Source organism: Streptomyces sp. NPDC005393 (assembly GCF_040606675.1).
Classification (GTDB): Bacteria; Actinomycetota; Actinomycetes; order Streptomycetales; family Streptomycetaceae; genus Streptomyces.
On sequence record NZ_JBEXFG010000010.1, the window covers coordinates 29,722 to 45,592 of the forward strand.

9 protein-coding genes are annotated in these 15,871 nt (G+C 73.6%); 8 read left to right on the forward strand and 1 reads right to left on the reverse strand.

What is annotated here, in order from left to right:
• Positions 1-35 precede the first annotated feature (35 nt).
• The 5 genes from ABZS71_RS11805 (at position 36) to ABZS71_RS11825 (ending at position 9,485) form a co-directional block, all read left to right on the forward strand.
• Positions 36-2,939: an AAA family ATPase gene (locus ABZS71_RS11805; RefSeq protein ID WP_356209079.1), complete on the forward strand. Its 2,904-nt coding sequence runs from the start codon at positions 36-38 to the stop codon at positions 2,937-2,939.
• 58 nt (positions 2,940-2,997) lie between these two features.
• A complete protein-coding gene (locus ABZS71_RS11810; protein ID WP_356209082.1) occupies positions 2,998-5,745 on the forward strand; it encodes an AAA family ATPase in 2,748 nt (915 codons plus the stop codon).
• On the forward strand, positions 5,735-8,539 hold the full coding sequence (locus ABZS71_RS11815; protein ID WP_356209282.1) for an AAA family ATPase: 2,805 nt from the start codon (positions 5,735-5,737) through the stop codon (positions 8,537-8,539). Before ABZS71_RS11810 ends, ABZS71_RS11815 begins: the two co-directional genes overlap by 11 nt.
• A gap of 267 nt (positions 8,540-8,806) precedes the next feature.
• On the forward strand, positions 8,807-9,379 hold the full coding sequence (locus ABZS71_RS11820; RefSeq protein ID WP_356209085.1) for a PAS domain-containing protein: 573 nt from the start codon (positions 8,807-8,809) through the stop codon (positions 9,377-9,379).
• On the forward strand, positions 9,360-9,485 hold the full coding sequence (locus ABZS71_RS11825) for a hypothetical protein (RefSeq protein WP_356209087.1): 126 nt from the start codon (positions 9,360-9,362) through the stop codon (positions 9,483-9,485). Before ABZS71_RS11820 ends, ABZS71_RS11825 begins: the two co-directional genes overlap by 20 nt.
• A 73-nt stretch (positions 9,486-9,558) precedes the next feature.
• On the opposite strand, the gene ABZS71_RS11830 is transcribed toward ABZS71_RS11825, so the two are convergent.
• Positions 9,559-11,289 (reverse strand): PucR family transcriptional regulator ligand-binding domain-containing protein, encoded by a 1,731-nt coding sequence (locus ABZS71_RS11830; protein ID WP_356209090.1) that lies wholly within the window; start codon positions 11,287-11,289, stop codon positions 9,559-9,561.
• Positions 11,290-11,568: 279 nt separating this feature from the next.
• On the opposite strand from ABZS71_RS11830, the gene ABZS71_RS11835 reads away from it, so the two are divergent.
• The 3 genes from ABZS71_RS11835 to ABZS71_RS11845 all read left to right on the forward strand — a co-directional run bounded on the left by ABZS71_RS11835 (position 11,569) and on the right by ABZS71_RS11845 (position 15,839).
• The gene (locus tag ABZS71_RS11835; RefSeq protein WP_356209092.1) at positions 11,569-12,828 is read left to right on the forward strand and encodes an aminotransferase class III-fold pyridoxal phosphate-dependent enzyme; all 1,260 of its coding nucleotides are present in this window, start codon (positions 11,569-11,571) and stop codon (positions 12,826-12,828) included.
• A gap of 82 nt (positions 12,829-12,910) precedes the next feature.
• Entirely contained in the window at positions 12,911-14,383 is a 1,473-nt protein-coding gene (locus ABZS71_RS11840) for an NAD-dependent succinate-semialdehyde dehydrogenase (RefSeq protein WP_355843946.1), read from the forward strand.
• A gap of 121 nt (positions 14,384-14,504) precedes the next feature.
• Positions 14,505-15,839: a CAP domain-containing protein gene (locus ABZS71_RS11845; RefSeq protein WP_356209094.1), complete on the forward strand. Its 1,335-nt coding sequence runs from the start codon at positions 14,505-14,507 to the stop codon at positions 15,837-15,839.
• Positions 15,840-15,871 lie beyond the last annotated feature (32 nt).

The following is a 15,871-nucleotide window of genomic DNA, read 5'->3' on the forward strand; positions in this document are numbered from 1 at the left end:
ATATTTCGCAAATATCGTGGGCCGAGGGGGCTGTCGTGCTGGACCGGACCGACGCTTCCGGATTACCCGGCATGCTGGTCGGGCGCGCTGATGAGCTGGCGGCGTTCAGCGGCCACGCGGAGGCCGCCTGCGCCGGGCGGTCCGGCCTCGTGATCCTGTCCGGCCCCGCCGGAATCGGCAAGACGAGTCTGCTGCGTGCCTTCCTCGACGGCGACGCCTGCCAGAAGATGACCGTCCTGCACGGGAGCTGCGGTGAGGTCGGGGCCGGCGCGGGCTACAGCGGCGTACGCGCCCTCTTCGGCGGCCTGGGCCTTACGGCCAAGGACGCCCAGGACTCCCCGCTGCTGCGCGGCAGCGCCCGCCGCGCCCTGCCCGCCCTCATGCCCTGCCCCGGCGACGAGGAGCCGTCCACGGCCGCGACCGTCTACCCGGTGCTGCACGGCCTGTACTGGCTCGCGGCGAACCTGATGGCACAAGGCCCGCTCGCGCTCGTTCTCGACGATGTGCACTGGTGCGACGAGCGGTCGCTGCGCTGGATCGACTTCCTGCTGCGCCGGGCCGACCAGCTGCCGCTGCTCGTGGTGCTGGCCCAGCGCACCGAGGCGGAGCCGGTCGCCCCCGCGGCCCTGGCGGACATCACCGCCCAGGCCCGGACCTCGGTGATCCGCCTCGACCCGCTGACCGACGCCGATGTAGCCCAGATGGCGCGGCAGGTCTTCGAGGCACCCGTCGCGCCGTCCTTTGGCGAGCGCGCCGCCGCCGTCTGCGGCGGCAACCCCCTGACCGTCACCCGGCTGCTGAGCGAGCTGCGGTCCAAGGGCGCGCGGCCGGACGAGGAGGGCATCCGCGAGATCGCCGAGGTCGGCCAGTACGTGGTCGCCCTGTCGGTGCGCGCCCTGTTCGACCGTCAGCCCGACTGGGTGCGGGATGTGGCCACCGCCGTCGCGGTGCTCGGCGAGGAGGACGCGGAGCACATCGGCGCGCTGGCCCAGGTGCCCGCCGCCCGCGTCGAGGAGGCCGTGGCGCTGCTGCGCCGGGTCGAGGTGATGGCGCCGGACCGCGTGGATCTGGCCCATGACGTGGTGCGCTCGGCGGTGCTGGAGGCCGCGGGGGCCGAGGCGCCGGCCGGGCTGCGCGCCAAGGCGGCCCAGCTGCTCAGCGATATCGGCCGGCCCGCCGAGGAGGTCGCCAACCAGGTGCTGCTGGTGCCCGGCACCCCCGAGCCGTGGATGCGCTGGGTGCTGCGGGAGGCCGCCTCGCAGGCCGAGCACCGCGGCGCCCCAGAGGCCGCCGCCCGCTATCTGTACCGGGTCCTGGAGGCGGAGCCGGAGAGCGTGTCGGCCCATGTCCAGCTGGCCAAGGCGCTCGCGGAGACCAACCCGGGGGAGGCGATCCGCCTGCTCAAGCACGCGCTCACGCTCGCTTCCGACGTACGCACCCGGGCGCCGATCGCCGTGCAGTTCGGCATGACCTGTCTCACGGTGCAGCAGTCACCGGCCGCCGTACGAGTGCTCGGCGAGGTGCTCGACGAACTCGAAGCGGAACTCGGGCCCGAACCCGAGCCCCGTGACCGCGAGTTGCGCACCCTCGTCGAATCGGCGCTGCTGATCGCCGGGTCCGACGAGAAGGCGACGATCAACACCGTCCGGGAACGGTTCGCGCGGATGACCGAGCCTGCCGGGGACACCCCCGCACAGCGCCAGATGCTCGCCTTGATGACCGTACTGTCCGCGATGGAGGGCCGCTCACCGGAGCGGACGGTGCGCCAGGCCCGCCGCGCCCTGCACGCCCCGGGCGCCGCGCTCGGCAACTGGTCGCTGCTCTTCTCGGCGTTCGCCCTGTGTCTGGCCGACGAGGTCGAGGATTCGCTGGAGGTGCTGGACCGCTCGCTGCGGCACGGCCAGGAGAACGCCGCGGTGTGGTCGTATGTGATCACCCTGTCCACCCGCGCCCTGGTCCTGCGCGGCATCGGCGCGATCCCCGACGCGCTGGCCGACGCCCAGACCGCCGTGGAGATCATCGGCGAGGAGCGGTGGAGCGCCAATGTGACGATGCCCCAGACCTCCCTGGCGACCATTCTGATCGACCGGGGCGAGCCGGAGCGCGCCGAGGAGCTGCTGGCCAAGGTCACCCGGCCGAACCTGGAGGGGTTCGTCCTGGAGTACCACTACTATCTGATGGCCCGCGCGCGGGCCCGCTGGGCGCTCGGCGACGCCGATACCGCGCTGCGGCTGCTGCTGGACTGCGGCGCCTCCCTGGAGGAGACCGGGTTCGCCAACCCGGCGTTCGTGCCCTGGTGGGTCGAGGCCGCCTGCGTCCTCGCGGCGGAGAAGCGGGCCGGCCAGGCGCGGGACATCGTCGACCACGGCACCGAGCTGGCCCGGCGCTGGGGCACGCCCCGTGCGCTGGGACTCGCCGCCGTCGCCCGTGGCGTGACCACCCCGGGCGAGGCGGGCATCGACCTGCTCACCGAGGCGGTCGGACACCTCGCCGGCTCGCCCGCCCGCGCCGAGCACGCCCGTGCCGAACTTCTGCTCGGCGGGGCGCTGCTGGAGGCCGGCCTCCAGCGCGACGCGCGGGAGCGTCTGCGGACGGCCGCCGACCTCGCCCAGGGCTGCGGCGCGCTCGCGCTCGCCAGGGACGCCCGGCGCCGGCTGGTCTCCGCGGGCGGCCGGATGCGCGAGATCACCGCCTCGCCGGTCGATCTGCTCACCGGCACCGAGCGCAAGGTCGCCAAACTCGCCGCACGCGGGGCGGGCAACCGCGAGATCGCCGAGTCGCTGTTCGTCACCGTACGCACCGTTGAGATGCATCTCACCAGCGTCTACCGGAAGTTGAGCCTCAGCCAGCGCGCCGAGCTGGCCTCCGTGCTGAGCACCCCGGACGTCCCCGACCCACAGGCGCCGGCGTGGGTCTTCGCATCACGCGGCCGACGCTGAGGCCGACAGGGCGGCCCGGCCGCACCCCAGCGCTATGCACCCGGCTTATAGTCACACCATGCAGCTCAACGGGCTCCCGTTCCCCGGACGCGAACGAGAGCAGGCAACACTGGCCCAACTGGTCACCGACCTGGGCAAGGGCCGTCCGGCGATGGTGACGGTCACCGGCAGGCCCGGCTTCGGGAAGAGCGAGCTGCTGCGCTGGACGGCCGGGCTCGCCGAGGACCGCGGTCTGCGGGTGCTGCGTGCCCGGGCGACCCCGGGCGAGAGCGGACTGCGCTACGGCGTCGTGCAGCAGTTGCTGACCCCGATGGAAGGGCTCACCGACGCCTCGCTCCAGGTCCTGGCCGGAGGGGGACCGGAACGCGGATTACCGGGTCTGGCCGAGCTGCTGCGGACCGCCCGCGACCGGTCGACGCTCCTGGTCGTCGACGATGTGGGATGGCTGGACCCGGCCTCACTGCGCTGGTTCGAGGCGCTCGTTCGGCGACTGCCCGGCGCCCGGATCGCGCTGCTGACGAGCGGCACCGGCGTCGTCCACCCCGGCAGGTGCGGCATCGCCTCCTCGGGGCTGGTGCGCAGCACCCAGCTCGCGCTGGCCGCGCTCACCCTCCAGGACGTCGCCACCACCGTGGCGCTGATCTGTGGCAGGCCCGGCGAGGAACCCTTCACCGCGGCGGTGCTGGAGAACACCGTGGGCAACCCCGCGGTGCTGCGCGAGGCGCTCAGCCACTTCACCGACCACGGATACGAGCCGGTCGCCGCGCGGGTGCCGGAGCTGCGCGCGATCGCCGAGGCCGTCTGCGGCGAGTACGCCGGCCGCGCGCTCAGCGGGCTGTCCGACACGGCGGTCGACGTCGTGCGCGCACTGGCGGTCTGCGGTGAACTGGTGGACCTGCCCCTCCTGTACGCGCTGGCCGGGCCCCGCGCGGCGAGCGAGCCCGGGCTGCGCGTGGCGCTGGAGGCGAGCGGGCTCGCCACCGCCGGCGGCACCGGGCTGCGGCTGTGCTGCCCGCGGGCGCGGACCTGGATCCTCGCGGAGATGCCCGCCGACGAGCGCGCCGATCTGCACGCGCGCGCCGCCGAGCTGGCGTACCGGGCGGCCGTACCCGACGAGGACATCGCCCGGCTGCTCCTCGCCGCCCGCCCGGTCGGCGAGCCCTGGGCGATCCACACACTGCGCCGCACCTGCGCCGCGGCGCTGCGCGCGGGCCGGCCCGCGCACGCGATCGCCTGCCTGTCCAGGGCGCTGGAGGAGCCCCTGGAACCGGCGCCGCGCGCCCAGTTGAACCTTGAGCTGGCCGCCATCGAGGTGCTGACCGCCCCCGAGGCCGGAGACCGCCGGCTGGAGGAGATCATCCGGACCGGCGGCGACGAGCTGGCCCGGACCCGTACCCGCGCCGCCGACCTGGGGTTCGCCCGGGGCAGCGTCGAGGGGCTGCGCCGCGCGGTGACGAGCGCGCTGCCCGAGGCCCGGGGCGGCGAACGGGACGAGATGACCGCGCTGTTCTGGCTCTCCGAGGAGGACCGCCGGGACGACACCGAGCTGATGCTCCACGACATCCCCCCGCTGCCCGACGACCCCGCCTCCCCGACGCAGGCCGGCGCCCGCGCCTGGCAACTCGCGCTGCGCGGCGAGGATCTGGCCACGGCCCGGGCCCTGGCCCGCCGCGCCTTCACCGGCCAGGACAGCGGGACCGCGCTGATCCTGCCCCGGCTCGCGGCCGCCCGCGCCCTGTGTATGACCGATGACGTGGACGAGGCCGAGATCCGGCTGGACGTCCTCCACACCGAGGTGCGCCGGCGCCGCATCCGCGCGGCCGCCGCGATGGTGCTCGCCTTCCGTGGCGAGCTCAATCTGCGCCGCGGCCGGCTCGACATGGCCGAGCGGGACGTCGCCGCCGCCGAACGGGCGCTGCCGCACACCCAGTGGCACCCGCACTCCGCCCCCTATCTGACCGCCGTGAGGATCACCGTCGCCCTGGAGAGCGGCCATCACGACCAGGCCAGGGCGCTCGCGGCAGCGTCCGTCGCGTCGCAGGACGGCATGGCCTGGGCCTATCTGCTCTTCGCCAGGGGGACGGTGGCCTTCCTGGACGGCAGAGCCGCCGAGGCGGCGGAGCTGTTCCGGGCCGCCGGCCGTGAGCTGCTGCGCCGCGGGCATCTCAACCCCGCCCTGATGCCCTGGCGTTCGATGGCCGCCCGGGCCTGCGAGGTCCTCAAAGACCATGCGGAGGCGCGGCGGCTGAGCGAGGAGGAGGTCGCGCTGGCCCGGCAGTGGGGCGCGCCCAGCACGCTCGGCTGGGCCCAGTTGGGCGCCGGTCGGGTGGCCCGCGAGGACCGGGCCGGGCGGCTGCGCGAGGCGGTGCACACCCTGCGCGGCACCTCCGCCCGGCTGGCCTTCGCCGGAGCGCTGATCGAGCTGGCCGACGCCGAACTGGCCGCGGGGGACCGGCAGGCCGCCGCACCGCTGGTGGCCGAGCTGTCCACGTTCACCACCACCCACCGGCCCTCCAGCCGGCTGGCCGAACGGGCGCGCGCACTCGCCGGACGACTGAGTCGGCCCGCCGCCTCCGCCCTCGGTCCGCATCCGGAGTGGACCACGCTGACCGAGGCCGAGCGGCGGACCGCGATCCTCGCCGGGCTCGGCCACGGCAACCGGGAGATCGCCGAAATGCTGACGGTGACCAGGCGCACGGTGGAGCTCCGGCTCAGCGGCGCGTACAGAAAGCTGCGGATCGGCGGGCGCGCGGAGCTGCGCGTGCTGGTGCGGGCGACGGAGGGGTATGGAACGGATGTTGCTTGAGCGGGACACCGAGTCCGCACAGATGGCGGACGCGTTGCGGGCCGCCCGTAAGGGGAGCTCGTCGCTGCTGCTGCTGACCGGCCCGCTCGGCATCGGCCGGACCGCGCTGCTGCAGCATCTGCCCGCCCTGGCCGCGGGCGAGGAGGTCCGGATCCTGCGCGCCAACGCCGCGCCGATGGAACAGGACTTCGCCTTCGGGGTGGTCCGTCAGCTCTTCGACAGCCTGCTGACCGGCGCCCCGGAGGAACTACGCGAGCGCTGGCTGCGGGAACACGGCGGCTTCGCCCGTATGGTCTTCGCCGACGACGCCCTGCCCGCCGGCGAAGTCCGGTGCGCCGCCTCCGAGGCGGTCCTCCACGGTCTGCGCTCCCTGCTGGCCGACGTCAGCACGGACAGCCCACTGCTGATCCTCGTGGACGATCTGCAGTGGGTGGACGCCCCGTCGCTGCGCTGGCTCGCCTATCTGGCCAAGCGGCTGCACGGGCTGCGCGCCGTGCTCGTCTGCACCCTGCGCGACGGCGATCCGCGCGCCCGGGACCCCATCCTGCGCGAGGTCACCGACGCGGCGGAGCGGGTGCTGCGCCCCGGCCCGCTGACGCTCGGGGCTGTCAAGGGGGTGATCCGCGAGCAGTTCGGCGAGCCGGGCGACGAGGAGTTCGCCCGCGCCTGCCACGAGATCTCCGCCGGCAACCCGCTGTTCCTGAGGTCGGTGCTGATGGGCCTCGCCGTCAGCGGCCACCGACCGACCGCCGACCACACCGAGGCGGCCCGCGACATGCGCCCCTCCCAGCTGCGGGAGCGGTTCGCGGGCTGTATGCGCACCCAGCCGCGGCCGGTAAGGGACCTGGCCGCCGCCATCGCGGTCTTCGGCGACCAGGGTGAACCCGAGCTCATCGCGCGGCTCGCGGGCCTCGACCCGATCGGATTCGCCGCGGGGCTGCGCGCCATCCACCAACTGGGGCTGCTCGCCGCAGAGGAGGAGCCGCGCTTCGTCCACCGGGTGGTGTGCGACGCCGTCGAATCCTCGATGACGGTCGCCGAGCGCGAGCGGCTGCACGACGCGGCGGCGGCGCTGCTGTACCGCAACGGATGCCCCGCGGAGCTGGTCGCAGCCCAGCTGATGGCCGTCACCACCTCCCATCACCCCTGGTCGGTCGAGGTGCTGCGGGCCGCCGCGGACACCGCGCTGCGCCGCGGAGCGCCGGACATCGCCGCCCGCTATCTGCGCCGCGCGCTGCTCGACGGCTCCCTGTCGGGCGAGGCCCGGGCCCGGCTGCTGATCGATCTGGCCACCGCGGAGCGCGGCTTCGACCCCGCCGCCTGCGAACGCCACATATCCCAGGCGATACCCCTGCTCACCACCGCCAGGCACCGGGCCGCCGCGGCGCTGCGGATCTCCCCGACCATCGTGGGCCTGGCGCCCCCGTCGGTCATCGATCTGCTGCACCAGGTCGCCGAGGACCTCGGTCCCGCGTCGTCGCTGGAGGGCGCGGCCCGCGATGTGGCCCTGCGGCTGGAGGCGCGGCTGCGGCACGCCGGGCACGAGGACCCGGCGGAGCTGGCCGCGGCGGTCGAGCGGCTGACCGGGATGGGACACGAGCCGCCGCTCGGCTCCGCGGCCGAGCGAGAGCTGCTGGCGGTGCTTCTCACCTCGGCCACCGTCACCACCCGGCTGCCCGCTGCCGAGGTCACCCGGTTGGCCCACCGCATCCTGGAGCGTGAACCGGCCACCTCCGCCCGGGTGCACTCGGCACTGCCGCTGGTGGCGATCGCCCTGGTCGCCGCCGACTCGGTCCAGGGCATCAGCTCCTGGCTCTCGCTGGAACAGCACACCCGACGGCAGGACGCCACCGTGGTGGACGCGCTCGTCAACGTCGAACAGGCGATGGTGCTCACCGCGCGCGGGCGCGCCGCTCACGCCCGCGAACACGCCGAGCGCGCCGTACGGCTGGCCGATACCCACTGGCAGGAGGTCGGGGTGATCTCCACCGTCGCCCTCACCGGGGTCGCCCTGGAACTGCACGACCCCGAGCTGGTCGAGTCGATCCTCGACGGCCCCGGGCGGCGCCGGTCCTCGAGCCTGGCCCTGACCGCGGCGCTGCAGATCCTGGGGGCGTCCCAGGACGCCGGGAAGGGCCGCTGGACCAGCGCCCTGGAGACCCTGCTGGCCTGCGGCCGGCAACTGGAGGCGTCCGGCTGGCGCAACCCCGTGCTCTTCCCCTGGCGGCCCCTGGCGACCGCCCTCCAGCGGCGCGTCGGTGACGAGCGCGCGGCGCTGGCGCTCGCCGAGGAGGAGCACGAGCGGGCGACGGCCTGGGGAGCGCCCGTCGCGCTCGGCCGCGCGCTGCGGATGAAGGGCCGGCTGTACGGCGGCGAAAGCGGAATCAGTCTGCTGCGTGAAGCGGTCGACGTCCTGCGCGCGTCGGCCAATGAGCTCGAACTCGCCCGTGCGCTCGTCCTGCTGGGCCGGCGGCTGAAGGGAAGCGACGAGGCGGACGCCGTACTACGGGAGGCCGCGGCCCTCGCCTCGGCGTGCGGCGCGTCCTGGCTCGTCGAGCGGGCCCGCACCGCCGGCGGGCGCGGCACCGCCGCCATACGGCCGGAAGCCACCCTCACCCGCACCGAGCGCACCGTGGTCTCCCTCGTCGGCCGGGGGCTCACCAATCAGGAGATCGCCGATGAGCTGGGGGTGACCTCCCGCGCGGTCGAGAAGCACCTGACCCATGCGTATCGCAAGCTGGACATCTCCGGCCGGCGCGAGCTCATCGAGCTGCTGCCGCGCATGGATGCGTAAACGGAACGTTAACGGCGCTAATTCAACGCGCAGAGAAGTGCTCTCCGAACCCCTTGTGAACCGACCGTACCGACCCACCGAAACCCTGTGGTGCGGACCGTACCTTCGGGACCCCCGACCACAGGATTGGGCGGCCAGGGCCCTGTTGACGTTGACTCCCGTGCTCAGGGCTACTTAGTCTCAAATCTGGAAATCATTCGAAATTGAATAGCACGCTATTCGTTTCGCGTAATGAGAAATTCAGGAAGGGATGGCAGTCCCTTGGCAATGTCCGTACTAGCAGATTCGGCTCGGCCAACCCCCCAAGAGCTCGGATGTGACCAGACCGAGTACGCGGATCTTCTGCGCCAGTTCGACCAGCCCGGGGTATGTGTCGTCTGCCTCGACCCGTCCTTGACGGTCCAGCAGGCCAACCGGGAATTCTTCCGGCAGTTCGAGGACTCCTCGACGGACGTCTGGGGCCGCGACTTCTGTGACCTGGTGCACCCCAGCGTCCAGCAGGCGCTCAGACGGCAGTTCAGCCGGCTGGTCGACGGGACGCGCCACCGCTTCGCCGCCCATGCGGCCCTCGTCGGAGCGCAGGGCTCGGCCTTCACCAGCGCGCTCACGGCCGTCGCCGTGCGTGAGGGCAGCTCCCATGTCGCCTCGGTCCTGGTGGTGCTGCGTCCCACGGCGGGCGGCGGCGAAGTGGACATGGTCACCAACCGCAAGAAGATCGTCACCGAGATCGAGGCGCGCATTCTGGAGGGCATCGCCGCCGGGCTCTCGCGTGCCCCTCGCCTCACGGCTCTATCTCAGCCGGCAGGGCGTCGAATACCACGTGACGCGCCTGCTCCGTAAGCTGCGGGTCCCCAACCGGGCGGCCCTCGTCTCCCGCGCCTACTCCATGGGTGTGCTCAATGTGGGCTCCTGGCCTCCGAAGGTCGTCGAGGACTTCGTCAAGTGAGCTCCGCCCCAGGCGTGGCGAGGACGCGTACGGCGATGGCCGACCCCGACCGGGTCGGCCATCGCCGTACGCGTCAGGACGGCGCGGCGGGGCCGCGGGACAGCCGCAGCACGCTGAAGGCGGTGAGCGCGACATGCAGTTGGGTGCGCTGCTCGCCCGACTCCAGATCGCAGCCGAGCAGCCGCTCTATCGCGTGCAGCCGCTGATAGAACGCCTGCCGGGACAGATTCGCGCGCTTGGCGGCCACCGTCTTGTTGCCCGCCGCGTCCAGATAGGCGTGCAGAATGGCCAGCAGATCGGTGCCGTGCCGCTCGTCGTAGTCGACCAGTCGTCCCAACTGCCGCTCCACATACTCCTGGAGCCGCACATCACCGCGCAGCGCGTACAGCAGCTGCCGCAGCCCGATATCGCACAGCTCGTGGAACGGCTTGTCCGGTGTGCCCGGAACGGCGGCGTCCGCGACCCGTGCCGCCTCCTGGAAGGAGCGGGCGGTCTGGGACAGATCCGCCACCTCGGAGCCGACGCTGACGACCGCCTCCGGACGGGACTCGCGTACGGACCGGCTCAGCCGCTCCACCAGCGGCCGCCAGGGCGTGGAGGGATGGAAGGCGAGCAGAACGCCGATGTGGTCGCCCGGCACCGCGCCTATCAGCACGGCGGCACCGGCCGCCCCCAGCTCGTCCGTCAGCCGGTCCTCCAGCTCGGTCGTCTCCCCGGCGCCGGGGCCGGGGGTGATCAGCACGACGATCAGCCTCCGGCCCAGGACCGGCATGCCCAGCGCCTCGGCCCGGGCGCGGGCCTCACCGGTCGAGCGGCAGCGCTGTTCGACCAGGTCCAGCAGCAGCGTGCGCTGCGCCCGCCGCTCCCAGCGGATGTGATGGGTGAGCCGGGCGATGGTCAGGGCCGTGGCCGTACGCTCCAGGACCATCGCGTGCTCGGGGCCGACCGCCGGGGCACCGTCGGCGTCCGGGAGCATCAGCAGCCGGCCCCAGCGCTCGCCCCGGTACTCCACCGCGGTCACCAGCCAGTTCTCCGGGCCGCTCAGCTCGGTGCGGTCGGGCGAGGCCGTGGCGCGCGACCGCCGCTCCCAGCCGGTCAGCACCCCCTCCGCGCCCTGGCCCAGGGCGCCGCAGATCACGGCCTGGTGGACCAGGTTCTCCAGCACCACCGGATGCCCGCTCAGCTCGGCCGCCATGCCCACCACCTCGTCGGGCTCGGCGCCGCGCAGGGTCAGCGCGGTGAAGGTGTCATGGACGTCCTGCGCCCGGCGCAGGCTCTCGATCCGGCTGCCGATGATCAGGGAGTGGATGATCTGGGTGACCTCCACGAAGTTGACGGTCTTGGAGAGCAGGACGAGCGGGAAGTCCCGGGCCTGACACGCGCGCACCAGCTCCGACGGCGGCCGGTGGTAGCGCCGCACCAGCTCGATGACCAGGCCCGCGGCGCCGACGTCCGCCAGCTCGTCGACGTAACGGCGCACCACAGAGGGGTCCTCGGGCAGCGGCATACCGGTGGTCAGCACCAGCTCCCCGCCCTTGAGGAAGGACGCCGGGTCGAGCAGCTCGGTGATGTGGACCCAGCGGACCGGCCGGGACAGCTGACCCTGGCCGGAGACCACCTCCGGCACCCCGGCGGCCAGCACCGGCAGCCGCAGCACATCGGCGAGGACGAGCGGCGCCCGCCGCGCGGCGGAGTGCTGCCCCGGCTCGGCGGGGAGCGGGGGCGCCTGGGCGAGCGGAAGGGCCGACTGCCGCGCCGCCTGCCCCCCGGCAGCGTGGGATGCGGTGCCGCCGGAGCCGTTCATGCAGATCACTGTGGCAAGCCGGCACGCCGTGCGCAACCATGCCTCGACCGGCCCTGCCCTGCGGTTTCGCCGGGGCAGGGCCTGGCGGGAGCGGTTCGGTCACCGAGGGCGGCGGCCTCGGGAGGGGCACGGTGGACACAGTGTCCACCCGGCCCCAGTTGACAGATCGTCCATACCGATCACCTCCGGGCGACACAATGATCATTGTCTTTCCCCGGCCCGCTCCACCACGCTCGAAGAGTCCGTGCATTCGCCGACCTGTGGGTGTGGGAGAGAACCATGACCAATCTGTCGCCGCAGCTGCGCCAAGCCACTCCGGTGGTCGCCGTCCGTGGAGAGGGCGCCTATATCGACGGTGAGGACGGCCGGCGCTATCTCGACTTCACCGCGGGCATCGGCGTCACCAGCACCGGACACTGCCATCCGCGGGTCGTCGCCGCGGCCCAGGAGCAGGTCGGGACCCTGATCCACGGCCAGTACACGACGGTCATGCACCCGCCGCTGAAGCGGCTCGTCGACAAGCTCGGCGAGGTGCTCCCCGAGGGGATCGACAGTCTGTTCTTCACCAACTCCGGCAGCGAGGCGGTGGAGTCGGCCCTGCGCCTCGCCCGTCAGGCCACCGGCCGGCCCAACGTCCTCGTCTGCCACGGCGGTTTCCACGGCCGTACCGTCGCCGCCGCGTCCATGACCACCTCCGGGACGCGCTTCCGCTCCGGCTTCTCGCCCCTGATGAGCGGCGTCGTGGTGACCCCGTTCCCCACGGCCTACCGGTACGGCTGGGACGAGGAGACCGCGACCCGCTTCGCGCTGCGCGAGCTGGACTACGTCCTGCAGACCATCTCCCCGCCCGACGACACCGCGGCGCTCATCGTCGAACCGGTGCTGGGCGAGGGCGGCTACGTACCCGCCACCGAGGGATTCCTGCAAGGGCTGCGCGAGCGGGCCGACCGCCATGGCTTCCTGCTCATCCTGGACGAGGTGCAGACCGGTGTCGGCCGCACCGGACGGTTCTGGGGCCATGACCACTTCGGCATCCGCCCCGACATCCTGGTCACCGCCAAGGGCCTGGCCAGCGGCTTCCCGCTGTCCGGCATCGCCGCCTCCGAGGAGCTGATGAGCAAGGCGTGGCCCGGCTCCCAGGGCGGCACCTACGGGGCCAACGCGGTGGCGTGCGCCGCGGCCACCGCCACCCTCGACGTGGTCCGTGACGAGAACCTCGTCGCCAACGCCGACGCCATGGGCGCGCGGCTGCGCGCCGGCCTTGAGGACGTGGCCGCGAAGACCCCGGCCATCGGCGACGTCCGCGGCCTCGGCCTCATGCTGGCCAGCGAGTTCGTCACCGAGGACGGCGAGCCGGACCCGGCGACCGCCGCCCGGGTGCAGCGCGCCGCCGTGGACGAGGGGCTGCTGCTGCTCCTGTGCGGGGCCTGGAACCACGTCGTGAGGATGATCCCCGCCCTGGTCGTCGACGAGACGGCGATCGACGAAGGGCTGCGGGCCTGGTCCGCCGCCGTGAGCGCCGGGACAGCGGCCTCCTGACCGCCGCACTTCACCCACGGGAGCCATCGGCCGCCGCCGCCCCGAACCTCGGGCGGCGGCGGCCACGAAGGAGATTGCCGCGATGTCCACCCCCTCGTTTCCCGCCGCGGACGACGTCCTCGCGACGGTGTCCAAGAAGCTCTACATCGCCGGGTCGTGGTCCGCCGCGGCCGGCGGTCTGACCATGCCGGTCGACGACCCGGCCACCGGTGAGGTGCTGTGCGAGGTCGCCGACGCGAGCCCCGCGGACGGGCAGCGCGCCCTGCTCGCCGCCCAGGACGCCCAGGAGAAGTGGGCCGCCACCGCACCCCGCGCGCGCAGCGAGATCCTGCGCCGCGCCCATGAGCTCATCCTGCAGCGCGCCGACGCGCTCGCCGCGCTGATGACGGCCGAGATGGGCAAGCCGCTCGCCGAGGCGCGGGGCGAGGCCGCCTACGCCGCGGAGTTCTTCCGCTGGTTCTCCGAAGAGGCCGTCCGTATCGACGGAGGCTTCTCCACGATGCCGGACGGCAAGAACCGCATGCTGCTCATGCGCCGCCCCGTCGGGCCTTGTCTGCTCATCACCCCGTGGAACTTCCCGCTGGCCATGGGCACCCGCAAGATCGGCCCGGCGATCGCCGCGGGCTGCACCATGGTGCTCAAGCCCGCCCCGCAGACCCCGCTGTCCAGCCTCGCCCTCGCCGGAATCCTGGAAGAGGCGGGGCTTCCGGCCGGGGTACTGAACGTGGTGACCACCTCCCGCGCGGGTGAGGTCGTGGAGCCCCTGCTGACCGGCGGACACATCCGCAAGCTCTCCTTCACCGGGTCCACCCAGGTCGGGCGCACCCTGCTCGCCCAGTGCGCGCCCGCGGTGGTCCGTACCTCCCTGGAGCTCGGCGGCAACGCCCCCTTCATCGTCTTCGACGACGCGGATCTGGACGTCGCGGTCGAGGGCGCCATGACCGCCAAGATGCGCAACATGGGCGAGGCCTGCACGGCGGCCAACCGCTTCTTCGTCCACTCCTCCGTCGCGGCCGAGTTCGCCGACCGGCTCGCCCGGCGCATGGGCGCCCTGGTCGTCGGCCCCGGCAGCCGGCCCGGTGTCGACGTGGGCCCGCTCATCGACCAGGCGGGCCGCGCCAAGGTCGAGGAGCTGGTCGCGGACGCCGTGGCACGCGGCGCCGAGGTCCTCGTCGGCGGCAGCACACCCGAGGGGCCCGGCTGCTTCTACCCGCCGACCGTGCTCACCGGGGTGTCCCCCGCGAGCCGGCTGATGGAGACGGAGATCTTCGGACCGGTCGCGGCTGTCCTCACCTTCGACGAGGAGGACGAGGTCGTCGCCACCGCCAACAGCACCGAATGGGGCCTGGTGGGCTATGTGTTCACCAAGGACCTGAACCGCTCGCTGCGGGTGAGCGAGCGGCTCGAGGTCGGCATGGTCGGCCTCAACACCGGTCTGGTCTCCAACCCGGCCGCCCCCTTCGGCGGCGTCAAACAGTCCGGGCTCGGCCGCGAGGGCGGCCGCGTGGGCATCGACGAATTCCTTGAGTACAAGTACGTCGCGGTCCCGGTCTGACCCGTGGACGGACCTCTCACGCCCGCCCCGGACCCCCGGTCCGGGGCGGCGCCGTGCGGCGGTCGGAACCGTCGGCCCTGCCCGGCCGTTGCTCTAAGGGGCGCGGTGGTGAGGAGCGGACATGGGAGAGTTGGTCCCGGGCGGCAATCAGGCGCTGCCGGACGGCGCGTTGACGATCCGGGTGCCGGGGCCCTTCGATCTGTCGGCGCTGATCACCGGCGAGGACGGAAAGGTCGCGGGCGACGGCGACTTCGTCTTCTTCAACCAGCCCTCCGCACCCGGCGCCCGGCTGCACGGCGACACCGTCACCCTGCACCCGCGCCGGCTGCGCCCCGGCGCCGACCGGGTCACGGTCGTCGTGAGCCCCGCCGACCCGGGCACCCCGCTGGGCCGGCTGCCGGTGCCCGTGCTGAGCGTCCTGGCCGACGGGGGAGGGCTGCTCGCCCGGTTCACCCCGCCGCGTCCGGCGCGGGAGACGGTGCTGCTGCTCGCCGAGATCTACCGGCGCGGCGCCCAGTGGAAGGTGCGGGCGCTCGGCCAGGGGTACGCGGACGGACTGGCCGGTGTGGCGCGGGACTTCGGCGTCGATGTCGCCGACGACGGCGCCCCGCCCCCGCCCCCGGTCCTGCCCTCGTCTCCCGCCATGCACTCGTCCCCGCCCGCCGGTGCCGGGGCCGGTGGCGGGGCCCTCGGGGTGGTGAACGCCGCGCGGTCGCGGGCCGGGGCCGCGCCCGTGGCCCTCGACGGGCGGCTGACCGCGGCGGCCGAGGCGCATGCCGGGGCGATGGCCGCCCACGGCCGGCTCGGGCTGGAGAGCCCCGACGGGACCTCGCTGTTCCACCGGATCGCCGCCCAGGGCTATGTCTGTCTCACGGTCGCCGAGCACCTCGTTTCCGGGCCACGCGCCCCTGAGGAGTTCCTGGACTACTGCCTGGCGGGCCACGAGCGGAGCGGCCCGTTCCGGGATCCGGCCGTCGTCCATCTGGGGATCGGCCGGGCGGTCGGCCCCGCCACCGGGGATGTCTACTGGACGGCGGTGTGGGCGCGGCCGTTCACGGCGGACGCCCTGATGCGCCTGGCGTCCGAGGTGGTCGCGCTCACCAACGCCGAGCGGGCCGCCGCCCGGCTGGCACCGCTGGCCCCCGATCCACGGCTGACGACGGCCGCACAGGCACACAGCGACGACATGGTCGCCCGCGACTTCTACGCCCACACCGGCCCGGAGGGACATCAGCCCTGGGACCGGGCCAGGGCAGCCGGAGCCCCCCACCGCGGCATCGGCGAGAACATCGCGTGCGGCCAGCGCTCCCCGGCGGAGGTGGTCCGCGGCTGGATGGACAGCCCGGGCCACCGCGCCAACATCCTCAAGCCCGACTTCACCCATATCGGCGTCGGTTACGCCACCGGCAGCCGCGCCGGCACCTACTGGACCCAGGTCTTCGGCGCCGCCGGATAGCGGCGCCCGGGATCATGCCTGCCCGGGGCGCC

Excerpts from the sequence above, each read along its gene's own strand:
- ABZS71_RS11810 (WP_356209082.1), top strand. The coding sequence starts at position 2,998 with ATGCAGCTCAACGGGCTCCCGTTCCCCGGACGCGAACGAGAGCAGGCA.
- ABZS71_RS11815 (WP_356209282.1), top strand. The coding sequence starts at position 5,735 with ATGTTGCTTGAGCGGGACACCGAGTCCGCACAGATGGCGGACGCGTTG.
- ABZS71_RS11820 (WP_356209085.1), top strand. The coding sequence starts at position 8,807 with ATGTCCGTACTAGCAGATTCGGCTCGGCCAACCCCCCAAGAGCTCGGA.
- ABZS71_RS11830 (WP_356209090.1), bottom strand. The coding sequence starts at position 11,289 with ATGAACGGCTCCGGCGGCACCGCATCCCACGCTGCCGGGGGGCAGGCG.
- ABZS71_RS11835 (WP_356209092.1), top strand. The coding sequence starts at position 11,569 with ATGACCAATCTGTCGCCGCAGCTGCGCCAAGCCACTCCGGTGGTCGCC.
- ABZS71_RS11840 (WP_355843946.1), top strand. The coding sequence starts at position 12,911 with ATGTCCACCCCCTCGTTTCCCGCCGCGGACGACGTCCTCGCGACGGTG.
- ABZS71_RS11845 (WP_356209094.1), top strand. The coding sequence starts at position 14,505 with ATGGGAGAGTTGGTCCCGGGCGGCAATCAGGCGCTGCCGGACGGCGCG.